Annotated in this window: 13 protein-coding genes; 5 read left to right on the forward strand and 8 right to left on the reverse strand. The window is 71.5% G+C overall.

The genetic code is table 11. The features are described 5' to 3' along the window. Positions 1-17: 17 nt before the first annotated feature. On the forward strand, positions 18-611 hold the full coding sequence (gene recR, locus A4A78_RS04860; protein ID WP_010549346.1) for a recombination mediator RecR: 594 nt from the start codon (positions 18-20) through the stop codon (positions 609-611). A 19-nt stretch (positions 612-630) separates the two neighbouring features. Next, entirely contained in the window at positions 631-2331 is a 1701-nt protein-coding gene (locus A4A78_RS04865; RefSeq protein WP_062947242.1) for a hypothetical protein, read from the forward strand. A 123-nt stretch (positions 2332-2454) separates the two neighbouring features. Here A4A78_RS04865 and A4A78_RS04870 read toward each other — a convergent pair whose 3' ends face one another. The 5 genes from A4A78_RS04870 to A4A78_RS04890 form a co-directional block, all read right to left on the reverse strand. Next, the gene (locus A4A78_RS04870; RefSeq protein WP_062947243.1) at positions 2455-3582 is read right to left on the reverse strand and encodes an ABC transporter permease; all 1128 of its coding nucleotides are present in this window, start codon (positions 3580-3582) and stop codon (positions 2455-2457) included. Further along, positions 3582-4616 carry an ABC transporter ATP-binding protein gene (locus A4A78_RS04875; protein WP_082835187.1) on the reverse strand — a complete coding sequence of 345 codons (1035 nt, stop codon included), beginning with the start codon at positions 4614-4616 and terminating at the stop codon, positions 3582-3584. Before A4A78_RS04875 ends, A4A78_RS04870 begins: the two co-directional genes overlap by 1 nt. Positions 4617-4709: 93 nt before the next feature. Then, on the reverse strand, positions 4710-6077 hold the full coding sequence (locus A4A78_RS04880) for a sugar ABC transporter substrate-binding protein (RefSeq protein WP_062947244.1): 1368 nt from the start codon (positions 6075-6077) through the stop codon (positions 4710-4712). Between the two features lie 112 nt (positions 6078-6189). Further along, on the reverse strand, positions 6190-7146 hold the full coding sequence (locus A4A78_RS04885) for a carbohydrate ABC transporter permease (RefSeq protein ID WP_231880840.1): 957 nt from the start codon (positions 7144-7146) through the stop codon (positions 6190-6192). A gap of 14 nt (positions 7147-7160) precedes the next feature. Then, on the reverse strand, positions 7161-8024 hold the full coding sequence (locus tag A4A78_RS04890; protein ID WP_062947245.1) for a carbohydrate ABC transporter permease: 864 nt from the start codon (positions 8022-8024) through the stop codon (positions 7161-7163). A gap of 131 nt (positions 8025-8155) precedes the next feature. On the opposite strand from A4A78_RS04890, the gene A4A78_RS04895 reads away from it, so the two are divergent. Continuing rightward, entirely contained in the window at positions 8156-10486 is a 2331-nt protein-coding gene (locus tag A4A78_RS04895; protein WP_062947246.1) for an NAD(+) synthase, read from the forward strand. 130 nt (positions 10487-10616) lie between these two features. Here A4A78_RS04895 and A4A78_RS04900 read toward each other — a convergent pair whose 3' ends face one another. From A4A78_RS04900 to A4A78_RS04910, 3 genes are read right to left on the reverse strand one after another with little or no spacing between them, the layout of a single operon-like run. Continuing rightward, positions 10617-11501, reverse strand: coding sequence for a carbohydrate ABC transporter permease (locus A4A78_RS04900; RefSeq protein WP_062947247.1), 885 nt, complete (start codon positions 11499-11501; stop codon positions 10617-10619). A 52-nt stretch (positions 11502-11553) separates the two neighbouring features. Further along, on the reverse strand, positions 11554-12519 hold the full coding sequence (locus A4A78_RS04905) for a carbohydrate ABC transporter permease (protein WP_062947248.1): 966 nt from the start codon (positions 12517-12519) through the stop codon (positions 11554-11556). A gap of 3 nt (positions 12520-12522) precedes the next feature. Then, complete coding sequence (locus tag A4A78_RS04910) at positions 12523-13917, reverse strand: sugar ABC transporter substrate-binding protein (protein WP_062947249.1); 1395 nt, start codon at positions 13915-13917, stop codon at positions 12523-12525. A 234-nt stretch (positions 13918-14151) separates the two neighbouring features. Between A4A78_RS04910 and A4A78_RS04915 the strand changes: the two genes are divergently transcribed. Both A4A78_RS04915 and A4A78_RS04920 read left to right on the forward strand, forming a co-directional pair. Further along, positions 14152-15141: a sugar-binding transcriptional regulator gene (locus tag A4A78_RS04915; protein ID WP_231880841.1), complete on the forward strand. Its 990-nt coding sequence runs from the start codon at positions 14152-14154 to the stop codon at positions 15139-15141. Between the two features lie 222 nt (positions 15142-15363). After that, complete coding sequence (locus A4A78_RS04920) at positions 15364-16956, forward strand: mannitol dehydrogenase family protein (protein ID WP_062947251.1); 1593 nt, start codon at positions 15364-15366, stop codon at positions 16954-16956. Positions 16957-17142: the final 186 nt, after the last annotated feature.

Consider the following 17142-nt stretch of genomic DNA (forward strand, 5'->3'; position numbering starts at 1 on the left):
GAACTAGAGTGAGACGCGTGTACGAAGGCATCGTCCAGGACCTCATCGACGAGCTCGGCAAGCTGCCGGGCATCGGCCCCAAGTCGGCGCAGCGGATCGCGTTCCATCTGCTGGACGCCGACGACGCCGCCGTGCGCCGGCTCGCCGAGGTGCTCGTCCAGGTCAAGGACACCGTCCGCTTCTGCGAGATCTGCGGGAACGTCTCGGCGGAGGAGAAGTGCCGCATCTGCACCGACCCGCGCCGCAGCGACGAGGTGATCTGCGTGGTCGAGGAGTCCAAGGACATCGTCGCGATCGAGAAGATCCGCGAGTTCAAGGGCCGCTACCACGTGCTCGGCGGCGCGATCGACCCGATCGGCGGCGTCGGCCCGAACGACCTGCGCATCACCCAGCTGATGAGCCGCCTCGGCTCCGGGGAGACCCAGGAGGTCATCCTCGCGCTGGACCCGAACATCGAGGGCGAGGCCACCGCCGCCTATCTCTCCCGCCTGCTCGGACCGCTCGAGCTGACCGTCACGCGCCTGGCCTCCGGGCTGCCCGTCGGCGGCGACCTCGACTACGCCGACGAGATGACCCTGGGCCGCGCCTTCCTCGGCCGCCGCACCGTCTGAGGCGCCGCCGGTTCCCGTGATGACCTCTCCCCACTCCCGGACGCTGCCGCCGCTGACGGACCTGCCCTCGCCGCCGCGCCTGCCGGAGGAGGAGACGCACCTGGTCGCGCCGGGGGAGATCATGGTCGAGTCGCGGCGCGAGATCCTCCGCAGCCTGCTGCGTCGCCTCTGGGCGCCGGCGCTCGTGCTGCTCGGCCTCTGGTACGTGCTGCTGACCCTGTACGTCGTCGGCGCCTCGCCGACCTTCTGGTTCTTCTCCCTCCTCGCCGGCCTCGGCGATCCGGCCTACCTGCGCCAGGCGATGAGCGCCCTGAACTTCACCTCCGAGGGCCTGTGGACCGCGTTCCTGCTGCTCCCAGCCGTCGCGACGATGCTGAGCCTGCTCGGGGCGCTGCTGGTGCCGCGCCTGGTCGCACCTCTGCAGCCCCGCCGCTTCCTCTCCGAGACGCAGTTCCAGCGCGGCGTCGAGGACCGCATCACCGCGATGCTCCTCGCGCTGCCGGTGCTCACCGTCCTCGCCCTGCCGCTCACGGTGGTGCTCGGCCTGCCGCAGCCCTGGACCGGGCTCGGCGCGGGCCCCCTGTCCGTGTGGTGCGCCGGACTGGTCGCCCTCGAGCTCGCCTGGGTGCTCGTGCGCCGCACCGTTCCCGCCGCGCGGCTGCTCGGGATCACCTCCCACGAGGTGCTGCACACCGAGGCGCGCATCGGCACCGACCCGGAGCGCCGACGCGCCGCCGCCCGGCAGCACCTCGCCCAGGACCGCCGGCACCTGCCGCCGAACCCCGGCACCCCCGCGGCCGACGGGGCGAGGAGCCCCCGCGGAGCCCTCACCGCGCTCGCCCTCATCGCGCGCTCGGCACTGACCTGGGTGCTGCCCGCCCTGGCCGGGACCTCCTGGCTGGTGCTCGGCATCGCGGACCTCGTCACCGTCCTGGGCTCCCTGTCTGCGACGGGACTGTCTCAGGTCGAGACCCCGCTGCGCTGGCAGCACCTCGCCGTCGGCCTCCCCCTGCTCGTGCTCGTCGCGGCCGGCTGCGCGCTCGCCCCGGCGCTCGCGGTCGCGCTCTCCTCCGGCCACCGCGCCCAGGTGCGGGACCAGCGCACCTACGCCGAGTGGGCGCACCGGGCCCGCGTGAACCCGTGGGAGGCGCGGGTGTGCGCGCTGACCGGCTGGCTCTGCGCGGGCTGGGCGCTCGCCGGGACCATCCTCGCCGCGGTCCTGCTCCCGCTGCTCGGCGCCGGGACGGCGCTGACCTGGGTGTTCCTCACCCTCTTCGCGCTCATGGTGGTGCCGCTGCTGGGCGTCGCGGCGACGCAGGCGATGAAGGGCGGGCTGCGGGACGTGCTTTACGGACCGGCCGGTGACTTCACGCGCCGCCAGACCCCGTACGCGCTGGTCGCCCCCGAGTTCGGCACCCGCGCGGACCGGGCGAAGGACCCCGCGGTGCGCGCCGCGCTGCGCAAGCGCCTCCAGGCCGACGGCGGCGACCACGCGCTGGAGATCTTCGACCTCGACGCGGCGGGGGAGCGGCTGTGGGTGGACGAGAACGCCCCCGGCGCGAGCGACACCGCCGTGCGGCAGGCGGACCTCGCCCAGGGCGTGCTGCCGGACTTCGGCTCCGAGGGATCGGCCTTCACCGGCGGCGGCAACAGCCCCACCGAGCAGGCCTCGCACCTGCACGACATCCCCGACACGGTCACCGGGCTGCGCGAGCGCTGAACCGGCGACCCCGTACTGTCCCTCGACGCGTGGTCGACCGATGGCGCCCTGCGTCCCGGTACGGATATATCGTCGTACCGGAACGCAGGACGCCAGCACCTGACCACGACCGGCCCCGTCGCCTCAGGCGATCCGGGTGCCTGCGCCGAGCCGTCGGATCGGCACGGCGAGCCGCCGCACCGCGACCAGCAGCGACAGCGCCCCGACGAGCAGCCACAGCCCGAGACCCATCGGCCACACCGGACGGTTCGGCGGCGTGCCGAGATCGCTGGGGTAGCCGGGGTCGTCCGGCGAGCAGTACACGGAGTGGACGGGGTGGGTGGTGGTCGCGGCGGAGCGCATCCCGGTCTTCAGCGTCGTCAGCAGGTCCGTGTCCGGGTCCTCGAGGGGGTCGTAGTCCGCGGGGAGGGTCGGCGCGGCCTCGGCCAGGAGCACCACCGGGTTCCCCCACAGCAGCGGCAGGGAGAGGTCCAGCCGCGGCACCGTCTCCTCGACCTGCTCCGCCGCGCACCGGCTCTTCTCCATCGAGTACTCGTCGTCGTAGACCGTGTAGTAGTTCGTGACCTCCCGCTCCTCGTTCAGCACCACGGCGGTGGAGCCCCACGCGATCGGCAGCACCACCGTCACCCCGAACACGATCACGTAGGCGAGCACCACCGAGCCGAGCTGCCTCGAGGTGAGCGCCGAGAGCCCGAGCCCCACCGCGGTCACGCACAGGGTGAGCAGCACGATCACCCCGAGCAGCCGGAGCATGTACAGGATCCCGATGCTGCCCAGCAGCGCGATCGGCACCAGCGAAGGCAGAGCGAGGACCAGGAAGGCGAGGCCCGTCAGGAAGCCTGCGAGCAGCTTCCCGAGCACGATCTCGGCGGGACTGAGCAGGCTGGCCTGCAGCGTGGCGAGGGTCCCGGCGGTGCGGTCGCCGTTGATGGATCCGGCCGACAGCGCCGGCACCACCAGCAGCATCGCGAAGAGCACCAGGATCATCTGCAGGCTGAACACCATCGCCGCGATCGGGCCGACCTCGTCCCACTGCGCGGAGTACAGCGTCGGGCCGAGGCCGAGCGCGCCGATGCCCATCATCACCAGCGTCCACACCGCCAGCGACACGTACCAGCGCTTCGAGCGCAGGCGCTGGCGCAGCTCGAGCGAGGTGACCAGCCGCAGTCCGCGCCAGCGCAGCGCATAGCTGCCGCGGCCGCGGGGACGGTCGGTCCCGGGACCGGCGTCGAGGGTCTGGGGAGTGCTCATCACAGGGCTCCTTCTCGCTGGGCGGCGTCGGAGGCGAGATAGGCGGCCTCGAGCCGACCCGTCGTCGGGCCGAAGCCGATGATCTGGGCGCCCGCGGCGGTGAGGTCCGCGAGCAGGCGGGCGGCGGTCGCGTCGTCGGGCAGCTCCACCACCGCCTCCGCATGACCGGAGGTGGTGCGGTCGCCGGGCAGCACCTCGCCGTGGCGCACGTGCAGGTGATCGAGCGCCTCGACGAGCGCCTGGTGGTGCAGCGAGGAGATCCGCCACGGGCGAGGCCGGGCGGCGAGGTCGCGGAGGCTCGAGGCGTCCACGGCACGGCCGCCGTCCATGAAGACGACGTGGTCGGCCATCTCCTCGAGCTCGCCGAGGATGTGGCTGGAGACCAGCACGGTCGCCCCGTCGGCCGCCCGTGAGCGGACCACCTGCAAAAGGCGTCGGCGCGAGGCCGGGTCCAGGCCGGAGGCGGGTTCGTCGAGCACCAGCACCTGCGGGTCGTGGACGAGCGCGCGGGCCAGGCCCAGGCGCTGCTTCTGCCCGCGGGAGAGCACGTGCGCGGGCTGCTGCGCGAGCGGCACGAGGTCCAGCAGCTCCAGCAGCTCGTCCACCCTCCCGCGCAGCTGCGCGGTGGGCAGGAAGTAGGCGCGGCCCATCACCTCGAGCACCTCGGCGACCCGCAGCGAGTCCCACGCCCCGAACTGGTCCGGCATCCAGCCCACCTGCGCGCGCACCGCGGCGGAGTCCTCGGCGGGGTCGACGCCGCCGACGAGCACTCGGCCCGAATCGGGGGCCAGCAGCGAGGCGAGCATGAGCATCAGCGTCGACTTGCCGCAGCCGTTCGGGCCGACCAGCGCGGTCACCGCCCCGCGCGGCGCGGTGAAGCTCAGGTCCGCCACCGCCTGCACGCTGCCGAAGGCGCGACTGACGTGCTCGGCGACGATTCCCGGCCCCTCCGGACCGGGAGCCCTCTGCGGGGAGGCGTGGTCGACCGGCGGGAGGGGCGGAGGCGGGCCGTCCGGGGGTGTGCTCTGTGTCATGGGGCTACATTCCCATGCCCTGACCTGGAGCGACAGTCCTTCCTGGGCACGTTCGGGGCACGAACTGTGAGGGAGCGGTGGAGAGCCCGCGGCTCACTCCGCCATGGCGGAGTTGCCCTCCTCCTGCGCCTGCGGGATCCCGTCGGCGGCGGAGAGCCGGCCGATGAACACCTCCTGGAAGATCGGCATCGCGGCGGTCAGCCCCGCGTTCGCGCGGGCGCCGGTGTCGGCCTCGGCGGGGTTCTTCGCCGCCTCGACGAACACGCTGACGTCCACGCCCTTGCCCTTCCAGAACTCGATGTACGCGTCCTGCGCGTCGACGTGGCCGGGGAAGGAGACGCCCTTCTCGGCCAGCGGCAGCTGACCGTCCTTGGAGCCGAGCCAGGTCAGCAGCTCGGCGATGCCGGCCTGCTGCTCGTCGTCGGCCTTCGCGTTGCCGACGGCGACCACGCCGTGGACCAGCGACTTCGCCCCGTCGGGGCCCGCGACCGGGGCGGCGAGCGCCCACTCGAAGGAGTCGGCGACGCCGTCGGAGACCGGCAGCAGGTTGTAGGGCCCGGACTGGAACAGGGCGAGCTTGCCCTGGGTGAACAGGTCGCGGGTGAAGTCGCCGTTCTCGTTGGTGTCCGCGGCGCTGGGCGCGATGTTCTCGACGTTGATCAGGTCCGCCATGTACTGGAACGCTTCGATGCCCTCGGGGGAGGCGAAGGTGTACTCGTCCTCGTCCTGCCACTGTGCGCCGTTGGAGGCGAGCATCGGGCCGATGATCGCCTGCCGGTCGGCCTGCGAGTTGAAGCCGAACTGCGCACGGGAGTCCACGTCGAAGCCGTCCTCGCCCGGGTGGCGGCCCTCGCCGTCCACCGTGAGCTTCCGGCCCGCGTCGCGCAGGGAGTCCGTGTCGGCGGCCGGGTCGAAGGCGAGGGCCGACGGGTCCACGCCCGCCTCCTCGACCAGCGCCTTGTTGTAGAACACGGCGATCGAGTCCCAGATCTGGGGCACGCCCCAGAGCCCGCCGTCGCGCGAGTACAGGTCCACCACGGCCTTCTCCCACTGGGAGGCGCCGTCGGGGACGACCTCGTTGATGTCCAGCAGGTCGCCGGAGTCCTTGTACAGCACGTAGTTCGCGGAGTTCATCCAGTAGACGTCGGCCGCATCGCCGCTGGCGACGTCCAGCGGCAGGCGCGTCCAGTAGTCCGCCCACGGCACCACGTCGATCGACACGTTCCAGCCGGACTGCTCGGTGAACGCGGCGAAGGACTCCTCGTAGGCGGCCACCGCGTTCTCGTCCCACAGGCGGAAGGTCAGCGTGCCCTTGTCGCCGCCGCTGCTGCCGCCGGCATCGCTGCCGCCGCCCTCGCCGCCGGAGCCGCTGTCACCGCCGCCCGACGGGGAGCAGGCCGCCGCGGTGCCGAGCAGGCCGGCGGCGGCGAAGGAGGAGAGGAGGGTGCGACGCTTCAGCATGGGAGGTCCTTCCGGGAAGTGGTGTTCTGTCCATTATCGTCCGCAGCCCCCGTCGCGGGGCGCTGTATGACCTACCGAGACGCCGGGCTGCGGCGCGCGCCGAGCGCGGTCCTCAGCGCAGCGTCGCGTCGCCGACCGAGCGGGTGATCTGCTTCTGGAAGACGATCATCAGGATCACCAGCGGCAGCATCGCAAGCGTCGTCCCGGCCATCACCAGGGTCCAGTTGTTGTTGTACTGCGACTGCAGCGCGGAGGTCGCCACGGTGATCACCCGCCATTCGGGCCCGGAGGTGATCACCATCGGCCACATGAAGCTGTTCCAGTGGGTGACCACCGTGATCAGCACGAGGGTGACGATGATCGGCCGGTTCAGCGGCACCACCAGGTGCCACAGCAGCCGCAGCGTGCCCGCGCCGTCGATCCGCATGGCGTCCATGAGCTCGGAGGGGATGCCGCGGAAGTTCTCCCGCAGCAGGAAGATCGCGTAGGGGGAGCCGAGCACGAAGGGCAGCACGAGCGCCCAGAAGGTGTTGCGCAGCCCCATCTCCGAGAGCATCAGGTACAGCGGCACCACGACCACCACCTGCGGCACCATCAGCGTCGCGATATACACCCAGAACAGCAGGTCACGACCGGGGAAGCGGAGCTGGGCGAAGGCATAGGCGGCCAGCACCGAGAACACCATCTGCCCCACCAGGATCACGGCGACCATCTGCACGGTCACCGCGACGGGGGTGACGAAGCCGTCCTCGGAGCTGAACAGGGCGATCACGTTGTCCAGCACCGGCGGGGCGGGGAGCGACAGCGGCCCCTCCTGCGCGAACTGCGTGGTGGAGGTCAGGGCGGTCATCACCGAGAACAGGAACGGCCCGAGGGTGAGCGCGGCCGCGACGATCAGCACGAGATAGGTCGCGCCGTGGCCGAGCACGCGGCGCGCGAGCAGCGAGCCGGTCAGCGGCCGACGGCGCCCGGAGGGGCGGGCGGTGCGCCTGTGATCGCGGCCGACGGAGCCGTCGTCGGCAGCAGGCGCGGAGCGCACGTCGGCCGGGCTCGGATCGTGAGCAGTCATCTTCTCCCTCCTCTTCAGCTCATGTCGTAGGTGATGCGCCGGGAGAACCAGCGCTGCTGGACCAGCGTGATCACCACCAGCAGGACGAACAGGATCACCGCGACCGCGCTCGCGCGGCCCAGACGGCTGGCCTCGAAGGCCTCGTGGTAGATCAGAGAGGCGATCACCTCGGTGCGGTGCTGCGGCCCGCCGCCGGTGAGGGCGAAGACCATGTCGAACACCTGGAAGGAGGCGACCACCTGGGTGACGGCGAGGAAGAACGTCGTCGGGCGCAGCAGCGGGATCGTCATGAACCACAGCTGCTGCCCGGCGTTCGCGCCGTCGATCCGGGCGGCCTCGTAGATCGAGCCGGGAATCCGAGACAGCCCCGCCTGGAAGAACAGCGAGATGTAGCCGACGTTCTGCCAGATCGCCACGAACGCGACCGCCGGCAGGGCGAGCGAGGGGTCGGTCAGCCACTCGATCCGCACCCCGAGGATCTGGTTCAGCGCGCCGACCGACGGCTGGAAGATCCACTTCCACACCACGCCGAGCGCGAGCGGCGCGCACACCCACGGGATCACCACGATCACCCGCACGATCGCCGAGCCCGGCAGCGCCCGCACCAGCTGCGTGGCGAGCACGAGCCCGATCGCGAGAGACACCGGCACCGAGATCAGCGTGAACACGCCCGTGACCAGCAGGGAGTTTGCGAGCGCGCCGTCGGCGAGCAGGGAGGCGTAGTTGTCCAGGCCGAGGAAGGTGCGCGTGCCCAGCAGGTCCCAGCGGAACAGGGACACCACGAAGGCGAGCACCACCGGCAGGATCAGGAAGCAGGTGACGCCGATCAGGCTCGGGGCGATCAGGAGCCAGCCGAGAAGGGGTCTGCGGGAGGTCATCGTCGATGCCTCCCGCCTGCGCCGTGCCGATGTTCCACCGGGTCAAGCTATCGCAGCGCCGCCCAGGTCGTGGCGCCGTCCGTCCCGTCCAGGGGCCGACGGGGAGGGGCGCGGCGCACTACGCTCGGGCCATGACCTCTGCGACGGACACCGCCGGTCACGCGGCCGCGGCCACTGACCCCCATGCCTCGATCTACGACCACGGCTTCGTGCGCGTCGCCGCGGTGACCCTGCCGGTCGCGCTCGCCGACCCGGCCGCGAACGCCGAGCGCCATCTCGAGGTGCTGCGCGACCTGCACGGCCAGCAGGTCGGGATCGCGGTCTTCCCCGAGCTGTCCCTGACCGGGTACTCCCTCGATGACCTCGTCCTGCAGGAGCCGCTGCTGGACGCGGCCGAGCAGGCGGTGCTCACCGTGCTCGAGGCGAGCGAGGAGCTGATGCCGATCATCGTGCTCGGCGCCCCGCTGCGCGCGAAGGACCGCTCGCGGATCTTCAACTGCGCTGTCGTGATCCATCGCGGGCGGGTACTCGGCGTCACGCCGAAGCAGAACCTCCCCACTTACCGCGAGTTCTACGAGCGGCGCTGGTTCGCGCCCGGGGACGACGCGGCAGGCGAGTCGGTGCGCCTGGGCGGGGAGGAGCACGCCCTGTCCCCGCACTCGATCATCACCGTCGAGGACGTGCCGGGGCTGCGCCTGTTCGTCGAGATCTGCGAGGACATGTGGGTGCCGGTCCCGCCGTCGGCCGAGGCCGCGCTCGCCGGCGCGACCGTGATCGCGAACCTGTCGGGCTCCCCGATCACGATCGGCCGCGCCGAGGACCGCAAGCTCATGGCCCGCTCCGCCTCCGCCCGCGGCCAGGCCGCGTACATCTACGCCGCCGCCGGCGAGGGGGAGTCCACGACGGATCTCGCCTGGGACGGGCAGACCTTCGTCTACGAGTGCGGTGACCTGCTGGGCGAGTCCGAGCGGTTCCCGACGGGGGTGCGCTCCACGATCGTCGACGTCGACCTGGACCGGATCGTCGCCGAGCGGCGTCGCCAGAACACCTTCGACGACAACCGACGCACCCACGCCGCCTCGCTCGAGAAGTTCGACGGCTGGGAGGAGACGAGCCTGTTCGGTCCGTTCGAGAGCGACGAGATCGTCGCCGGAGACCCGGACTGGGCGATGGCCTGGGCCGACGGTCCAGGGTCGGCCGACGGCGTCGACCAGCACTCCTCGCCACAGCCCGCGGACTCCGCCACGGCGGAGAGCCGGCACGCACGGACGACGGGCTGGTTCGCGTACGCACCGCACTCCGGGAGCACGTATGACCCCGAGGGCGTCCTGGCGGAGCGGCCGCGCCCCGCCACCGGCCCGCTGCGCCGCCACCTCGACCGCTTCCCCTTCGTGCCCGACGACCCCGCGCGCCTCGCCCAGGACTGCTACGAGGCGTACAACATCCAGGTCGCAGGGCTGGTGCGACGCCTGAAGCAGATCGGCGGGGACAAGCCCGGCGGCACCCGCCCCGTCATCGGCGTCTCCGGGGGACTCGACTCCACCCACGCGCTCATCGTGTGCGCCCGCGCGATGGACCTGCTGGGCCGAGACCGCTCCGAGATCCTCGCCTTTACGATGCCGGGCTTCGCCACCACCGAGCACACCCGCTCCAACGCTGAGCTGCTCTCGAGGGCGATCGGCGCGAGCTTCGAGACGATCGACATCCGCCCCGCCTCCACCCAGATGCTCAAGGACATGGGTCACCCCTTCGGCGAGGGTGAGCCGGTGTACGACGTGACCTTCGAGAACGTCCAGGCCGGGATGCGCTACGACTACCTGTTCCGCCTCGCGAACCACCACGGCGGCATCGTGGTGGGCACCGGCGATCTCTCCGAGCTGGCGCTGGGCTGGTGCACCTACGGGGTGGGCGACCACATGTCCCACTACGGCGTGAACGCTGGCGTGCCGAAGACCCTCATCCAGCACCTGATCCGCTGGGTCATCTCCGAGGGGGTCTTCGACGCCGCGACCGCCGAGGTGCTGCGCGCCGTGCTCGACACCGAGATCTCCCCGGAGCTGATCCCCACCGCGCCCGGGCAGAAGGCGCAGTCCACCGAGGACTCCATCGGCCCCTACGCGCTGCACGACTTCGCGCTCTACCACCTGCTGCGCCGCGGCTACGGCCCCGGCAAGATCGCCTATCTCGCCCATCAGGCCTGGGGCGATGCGGAGGCGGGGGAGTGGCCGGCCGGCAACGCCGAGGAGGACCGCCGCGCCTATTCCCGCGAGGAGATCAAGCACTGGCTGACCGTGTTCACCAGGCGCTTCTTCTCCAATCAGTTCAAGCGCTCCGCCCTGCCGAACGCCCCGAAGGTGCTGGCCGGCGGCTCGCTCTCCCCGCGCGGGGACTGGCGGATGCCCTCGGACGCCGCGTCGACCGCCTGGCTCGCCGAGATCGAGCGCGACGTCCCCGGCGACTGACGGAACCGGGCGTCGGCCGGACCGCGGGCTCCGGCACGCATCGAGACGTAGGTTCCTGCTCCTATCGCGCTCGATAGGGGCAGGAACCTACGTCTCGGTGGTCGGCCGCGCGGTCCGACTGGCCGGCCGCTTACTTCACCGCACCCATCGACAGGCCGCGCACCAGCTGCTTCTGCGCGATCCAGCCGGCGAGCACCACCGGCAGCGAGGCGAGCACCGAGGCGGCCGAGAGCCGGGCCAGGAACAGGCCCTCCGAGGTCATGGTCGACATCAGGAAGATCGGCACGGTCGCCGCGTTCGCCGCGGTGAGGTTCAGGGCGAAGAAGAACTCGTTCCACGCGAAGATCACGCAGATCAGCGCCGTCGCGGCGACGCCCGGGGCGACCATCGGCAGCAGCACCGTGCGCATCGTGCGCAGCAGCGAGGCGCCGTCGATCGAGGCCGCCTCGAGCACCTCGCCGGGCACCTCGAGGAAGAACGAGCGCATCATCCACACCGCGATCGGCAGGTTCATCGCCGTGTACAGCACGATCAGCGTGAGGATGTTGTCGAGCATCCGGATCTGCCCGGCGATCACGTAGATCGGCATGATCACCGCGACCACCGGCAGCATCTTCGTCGAGATGAAGAAGAACAGCACGTCCTGCGTGCGCTTCACGGGCCGGATGCTCACCGCGTACGCGGCGGGCACCGCGAGGACCAGCACCAGCAGCGTCGAGATGCCGGTGGCGAGCACCGAGTTCAGCACGTACGAGCCGACCTGGGCGGAGCTGATGATCGAGGCGTACTGCTCGAGCGTCGGGGTGAAGAAGAAGGTGGGCGGGTTCGAGGCGGCCTGCGACTCCTGCTTGAAACTGGTCAGCACCATCCACGCCACCGGGGCGAAGAACAGCAGGCCGACCGCCCAGGCGAGGACGGAGAGCAGGTGCCCGCCGATCCGGCCCCTGCCGCGGCGGGCGCGGGGAGCGCGCACGGCGGCAGGGGCGGCCGACGCAGAGACTGTGGCTGTGCTCATGACGCCCTCTCCTCCCGCTCGTTCCTCGCAGTTCGTCGATGGAGGGTGGCGGTCATGACTGCTCCTTGGAGTTGATGCTCGTGAAGATCAGGCGCAGCGCGAAGGTCGCGATGATGATCGTGGCGATCACCGTGACCACGCCCATCGCGGCGGACTGCCCGATGTCGAAGCCGAGGAAGGCGCGCTGGTAGATGTAGAACGGCAGGTTCGCGGACGCCGTGCCGGGCCCGCCCGCGGTCATGAGGTAGATCTGGTCGAAGGTGTTGACCACGTAGATCGCGCCCAGCAGCACCGACAGCTCGAGGTAGAACCGCAGGTGGGGGAGGGTGATGTGGACGAAGGTGGTCCACGTCCCGGCCCCGTCCATCTGCGCGGCCTCGAGCACATCGCCGGTCTGGGACTGCAGGCCGGCCAGGAGCAGCAGCATCATGAACGGCGTCCACTGCCACACCAGCGCGATGATGATCGAGAGCATCGGGAACTGGCTGGTCCAGTCCACCGGGGAGACGCCGACGGTGCCGATCAGCCAGTTCACGAGTCCGTAGGTGGGGTCGAACATCGAGATCGACCACAGCATCGCGCCGGCCACCGGCATGATGAGGAACGGCGTGATCAGCAGGGTGCGGATGAATCCGCGGCCCACGAACTCCCGGTCCAGCAGCAGCGCGAGCCCGATTCCCAGCAGCAGCGAGACGAGCACACAGCCCAGCGTGATGAGGATCGAGTTCAGCGCCGCGGTGCGGAAGGTCGAGTCGACGGCGAGGTCGAGGTAGTTCCGCAGCCCCACGAACGTCTCGCCCTCAGGGCGCAGCAGGTTCCGTGAGCGCAGCGAGTACCAGATCGTGAGCAGGAACGGGATCTGCGTGCAGATCACCACGAACACGAAGGCGGGCATCAGCGGGAGCCGACGGCGCCAGCCCTCGGCGCGGGAGGTGGCGTCCTCGCGGCGGCGGGAGCGGGGCCCGTCGGCCGACGGGGCGCGCCCTCCGGGCGTGGGTGCGGTGTCCAGTGCGGTCATGGCTCAGCCCTCCCAGCCGTAGGTGCGGGCGACGGACTCGGCGAAGCCCTGCGCCTGGTCGAGGGCCTCCTCGACGCTCTTCTGCCCGGCGATCGCGGCGGAGAACTGCTGGCCGACGCGGGTGCCGAGGTCCTGGAACTCGGGGATCACGACGTTCTGCAGCCCGTCGTAGGGGACGTCCACGGTCATCGAGTTCTCCTGGGTCGAGTTCTCCATCGAGTCGAGGGTCGGCTCGGCATAGGTCTTCGAGAGCTCCGCGTACTCGGGGATCTCGTAGGTGGACAGGCGCGATCCGGGCGGCAGCGCCTCCCAGCCGATCTCCTGGCCCACCAGCTGGAAGTAGTCGGGGTGGGTCATCCAGGCGATGAACTCCCAGGCCGCGTCCTTCTTGCGGCTGGTCTCGGGGATCGCGAGCGCCCAGGAGTAGAGCCAGCCGGCGTACTCGGTGTCCTTCGTCGGCCCGAGCGCGTAGCCGGTCTTCCCGACGACGGTCGAGGAGTCGGGGTTCTCGACGCCGGAGACCATCGAGGAGGCGTCGAACCACATGGCGGCGTTGCCCTGGCTGAACTGGGTCAGGCACTCGCCGAAGCCGGAGGTCGCGGCGCCGGGCTGGCCGTAGGAGCGCAGGGTGTCGACGTAGAGCGCGACGGCGTCGTGCACCTCGGGGGAGTCCAGTCGCGGAGCCCAGTCCATGTCGAACCAGCAGCCGCCGAAGGTGTTGATGACGGTGCTCATCGGGGCGAGGTTCTCGCCCCAGCCCGCGAGTCCGCGCAGCGCGATCCCGCTCATGCCCGCGTCGGGGTCGTGCAGGGTCTGGGCGAAGGAGCGGATGTCGTCCCAGCCGGGACGTTCGGGCATGGTCAGGCCCGCCTCGTCGAAGAGGTCCTCGCGGTAGACGAGGAAGGCGCTCTCGCCGTAGAAGGGGACGGAGTACATCGCGCCGTCGACGGTGAGCGCGTCCTTGATCGTGGGGACGAAGTCCTCCGGCGCGTAGCCCTCGGTGCGGGCGATGTACGGCTCGAGGTCGGTGAGCCAGCCGTTCGGGGCCCACAGCGGGGTCTCGTAGTTGGAGATCATCACGACGTCGAACTCGCCGCCGCCGGAGGCGACCGAGGCGGTGATCTTCGCGCGCGCCTCGTTCTCCGGCAGGGACACGAAACGCACGTCGATGTCGGGATGCTGGGCGGTGAAGCGGTCGATGAGGCTGATCGCGTCCTGCATCTGCGGGTTCGAGACGATCGCGACGACGATCGACTCCTTCCCGCCGGCGGAGGAGCCGGCGCCGCATCCGGCGAGGCCGGCGGCACCGAGGCCCGCGGCGAGCCCGGCGCCGAGGACCGTGCGCCGACGGGGACGGGAGGGGCGTGGCGGGGGTGAGGGGTGGGGACGGGGACCCATGCGCTGTTCTCCTGTGAACATCGCGGAGACGGGCCGCTCGGGCGCGTCGTCGCGGAGGGCGGGCACGGTCGGCGCCTCGGGGGCGTGCCCGGGAGGGCACGGCCGACGGGACGACCGTTCGCTCAGATGAGCGGGGAGACTTCTCAACTGAGGGTGAGCGTAGTCATATACGCTCAGCCGAGCAACCATCTGCCCTCACCTGAGGGGTCGATGCAGGCAGCGGAGGGAGAACCGATGGGGAGCGATCAGGCTGGACCCGGGATGCAGGCGGGTGCCGGGATGCAGGCCGGCGCCGGGGTCGCGGACGCGATCGCGCTCAAGGTCGCCCTCGCGAGCGAGCACCACCTCGAGGGCGTGCCGAAGATCGAGCTCGCCCGGCGCCACGGACTCTCCCGCTTCCAGGTCGCGCGCCTGCTCGACGAGGCGCGCGCCGAGGGCATCGTCCGCATCGAGGTCGTCGACCCGACCGCCGCCGGCCGCGACCTCTCCCCGCTCGCCGAGCGCCTGGGCATCTCCTCCGTCACCGTCGCGGTCGCCCGTCCCGGCGAGGCGCCCCGCGCCGCGATCGCCCGCCAGGTCGCGGGCCTGCTGCTCCGTCACCTGCGCGAGGGCGGACGGCTCGGCGTGGCCTGGTCGCGCACCCTCATGCACCTGCCCGCCGCGCTCGACGCGCTGCCCGCTGCCGACATCGTCCAGCTCGTCGGCCCCGTGAGCACCGCCGGGCACTCGACCGCGCAGTCCTCCGCGCTGGTCCACGAGCTCGGTGCCCGCTCCGGCGGCCAGGTCTGGGCCCTCCCCACCCCGCTCATCGTCGACTCCCCGCAGGTCGCGGCCTCGCTGCGCTCCATGGAGGAGGTGCGCACGGCGCTCGATGCGGCCGACGGGCTCGACCTCGCGACCGTGTCCGTCGGCGCCTGGGCCGACGGGGCCTCGACCCTCTGGAGCCGCCTGCGCCCCGCCGAGCAGCAGCGCGCCCTCGACGCCGGCGTCGTCGCCGAGATCTGCGGGATCCTGCTCGGCGAGAGCGGCGCCGTGTGGCACTCCGCCGTCGAGGACCGCGTGATCGGGGTGCGGCCCGACCAGCTCCGCCGCGCCCGCGTGATCGCCGCGATCCCCGCCGTCGGCCATCCCGAGGCGGTGCTCGCCGCCGCCCGCTCCGGCCTCGTCGACGACATCGTGCTCGCCCCCGAGCTCGCCGAGCAGGTCGAGGCGCTCCTGGGCTGAGCGCGCCCCTCCGTCCTCGGTCGGCCGCTCCGCCTCTGCTGTGCTGGCCGATCCGGTCGCGCGTTGCGCCGCCGTGTCGCCTCGGGTAGACCGCGCCGCCGCTAGGCCCCTCGGGCACGCGGTGAACCCGACCTCGAACAGGTGAGCGCCACCCTCTGCTCATCTGACGCCAGAGTGTGTATCGTCGGGCGCACCCCCGATTCCTCGTCGAAGGATGAGCCGATGACCGCTCCGACCGCCCTGACCGCTTCCAGCCTCTCCGAGATCGCCGCGCGTGGCGAGGTCGCCACCCCGCAGCAGCCGCTGGACGAGCGACGTGTCGGCATCGTCCACTTCGGCGTCGGCGGCTTCCACCGCGCCCACCAGGCGATGTACCTCGACCGCCTCATGAACGCCGGACGCGACCTCGACTGGGCGCTCTGCGGCGTCGGCCTGCTGCCGGGCGACGCCCGGATGCGCGACGCGCTCGACGCCCAGGACTTCCTGTACACCCTGGTCACGAAGGCGCCCGACGGGACGCGCGACCCCCGCGTGATCGGCTCGATCGCCCGCTACCTCTTCGCCCCCGACGACCCCGAGGCCGTGCTCGCCCAGATGACCGACCCGGCCGTGCGGATCGTCTCGCTCACCGTCACCGAGGGCGGGTACAACTACAACCCCTCCACCGGGGAGTTCCAGTACGAGACCGAGGCGGTCGCCGCGGACCTCGCCACGCGGTTCGATCCTGCCGACGCCCAGGCCGCGGGCCTCGCGGCCTCGGACGCCGGCGGCGCGAACTCCGCGCAGCAGGTGGGTCAGCCCCGCACGATGTTCGGCTACGTGGTCGAGGCGCTGCGCCGACGCCGCGAGGCCGGCACCGCCCCCTTCACCGTCATGTCCTGCGACAACGTTCGCGGCAACGGGGACCTCGCCAAGCGTATGATCCTCGCCTATGCTCAGCGCCGCGACGAGAACGGCCTGCACGGCGATGCGCCGATCGCGGACTGGATCGCCTCCGAGGTCGCGTTCCCCAACTGCATGGTCGACCGCATCACCCCCGTCACCGCCGAGTCGGACATCGAGATGATCGCCGAGGACTACGGCATCGAGGACGCCTGGCCGGTGGTGAGCGAGGACTTCGTGCAGTGGGTGCTCGAGGACGAGTTCCCCGCCGGCCGCCCCGCGTGGGAGGAAGTCGGCGTGCAGATGGTCGAGGACGTCGAGCCGTACGAGCTGATGAAGCTGCGCCTGCTGAACTGCTCCCACCAGGCCATCGCCTACTTCGGCCTGCTGCTCGGGCAGACCTATGCCGACGAGGCCGCCGTCGATCCGCACCTCGCCCCCTTCACCCGCACCCTGTACATGGACCGCGAGGGCACCCCGACCGTGCCCGAGGTGCCCGGCATGGACCTCGACGCCTACAAGGACGAGCTCATGGCGCGCTTCGCGAACACGAGCGTGAAGGACACCCTCGCCCGCCTCGCCGCCGAGTCCTCCGACCGCATCCCCACCTGGCTCGTGCCCGTGATCCGGGAGAACCTCGAGGCCGGCCGCGACGTCTCCGCGTCGGCCGCGATCGTCGCCTCCTGGGCCCGGTACGCCGAGGGCACGGGGGAGAACGGCGAGGAGTGGCCCGTCGTGGACCGCCTCCACGACCGCGTCATGGCCGCCGCCGCGAAGCACGACGAGGACCCGCTCGCCTTCCTCCGCGACGAGGAGCTGTTCGGCGACCTGGTCGAGCACGAGGCGTTCACGACGCCCTACCTCCACGCCCTCCGGACGCTCCGCACCGACGGCGCCCGCACCCTCCTCACCAAGCTCACCGCCGGCCTCTGACGTCCGGCCCTGCCCGCCCCGGCTCCGCCCGGTGAGGCGAGACGTGGCGTTGTGTCGTTATTGCGAGTCATTCGAGCACAAAGCCACGTCTCGCCCCCTGTGCCGCGGAGGATTCGGCATATCGCCATCGGGGCCTGGTCGGGGGGCCGCCGCGCACGGCCGGCTCGGAGCCTCGCATCGACTGGC

The sequence above is a fragment of the Brachybacterium sp. sponge genome, assembly GCF_001613775.1.
Taxonomy (GTDB): Bacteria; Actinomycetota; Actinomycetes; order Actinomycetales; family Dermabacteraceae; genus Brachybacterium; species Brachybacterium conglomeratum.

Excerpts from the sequence above, each read along its gene's own strand:
- A4A78_RS04865 (WP_062947242.1), top strand. The coding sequence starts at position 631 with ATGACCTCTCCCCACTCCCGGACGCTGCCGCCGCTGACGGACCTGCCC.
- A4A78_RS04870 (WP_062947243.1), bottom strand. The coding sequence starts at position 3,582 with ATGAGCACTCCCCAGACCCTCGACGCCGGTCCCGGGACCGACCGTCCC.
- A4A78_RS04875 (WP_082835187.1), bottom strand. The coding sequence starts at position 4,616 with ATGACACAGAGCACACCCCCGGACGGCCCGCCTCCGCCCCTCCCGCCG.
- A4A78_RS04880 (WP_062947244.1), bottom strand. The coding sequence starts at position 6,077 with ATGCTGAAGCGTCGCACCCTCCTCTCCTCCTTCGCCGCCGCCGGCCTG.
- A4A78_RS04885 (WP_231880840.1), bottom strand. The coding sequence starts at position 7,146 with ATGACTGCTCACGATCCGAGCCCGGCCGACGTGCGCTCCGCGCCTGCT.
- A4A78_RS04890 (WP_062947245.1), bottom strand. The coding sequence starts at position 8,024 with ATGACCTCCCGCAGACCCCTTCTCGGCTGGCTCCTGATCGCCCCGAGC.
- A4A78_RS04895 (WP_062947246.1), top strand. The coding sequence starts at position 8,156 with ATGACCTCTGCGACGGACACCGCCGGTCACGCGGCCGCGGCCACTGAC.
- A4A78_RS04900 (WP_062947247.1), bottom strand. The coding sequence starts at position 11,501 with ATGAGCACAGCCACAGTCTCTGCGTCGGCCGCCCCTGCCGCCGTGCGC.
- A4A78_RS04905 (WP_062947248.1), bottom strand. The coding sequence starts at position 12,519 with ATGACCGCACTGGACACCGCACCCACGCCCGGAGGGCGCGCCCCGTCG.
- A4A78_RS04910 (WP_062947249.1), bottom strand. The coding sequence starts at position 13,917 with ATGGGTCCCCGTCCCCACCCCTCACCCCCGCCACGCCCCTCCCGTCCC.
- A4A78_RS04915 (WP_231880841.1), top strand. The coding sequence starts at position 14,152 with ATGGGGAGCGATCAGGCTGGACCCGGGATGCAGGCGGGTGCCGGGATG.
- A4A78_RS04920 (WP_062947251.1), top strand. The coding sequence starts at position 15,364 with ATGACCGCTCCGACCGCCCTGACCGCTTCCAGCCTCTCCGAGATCGCC.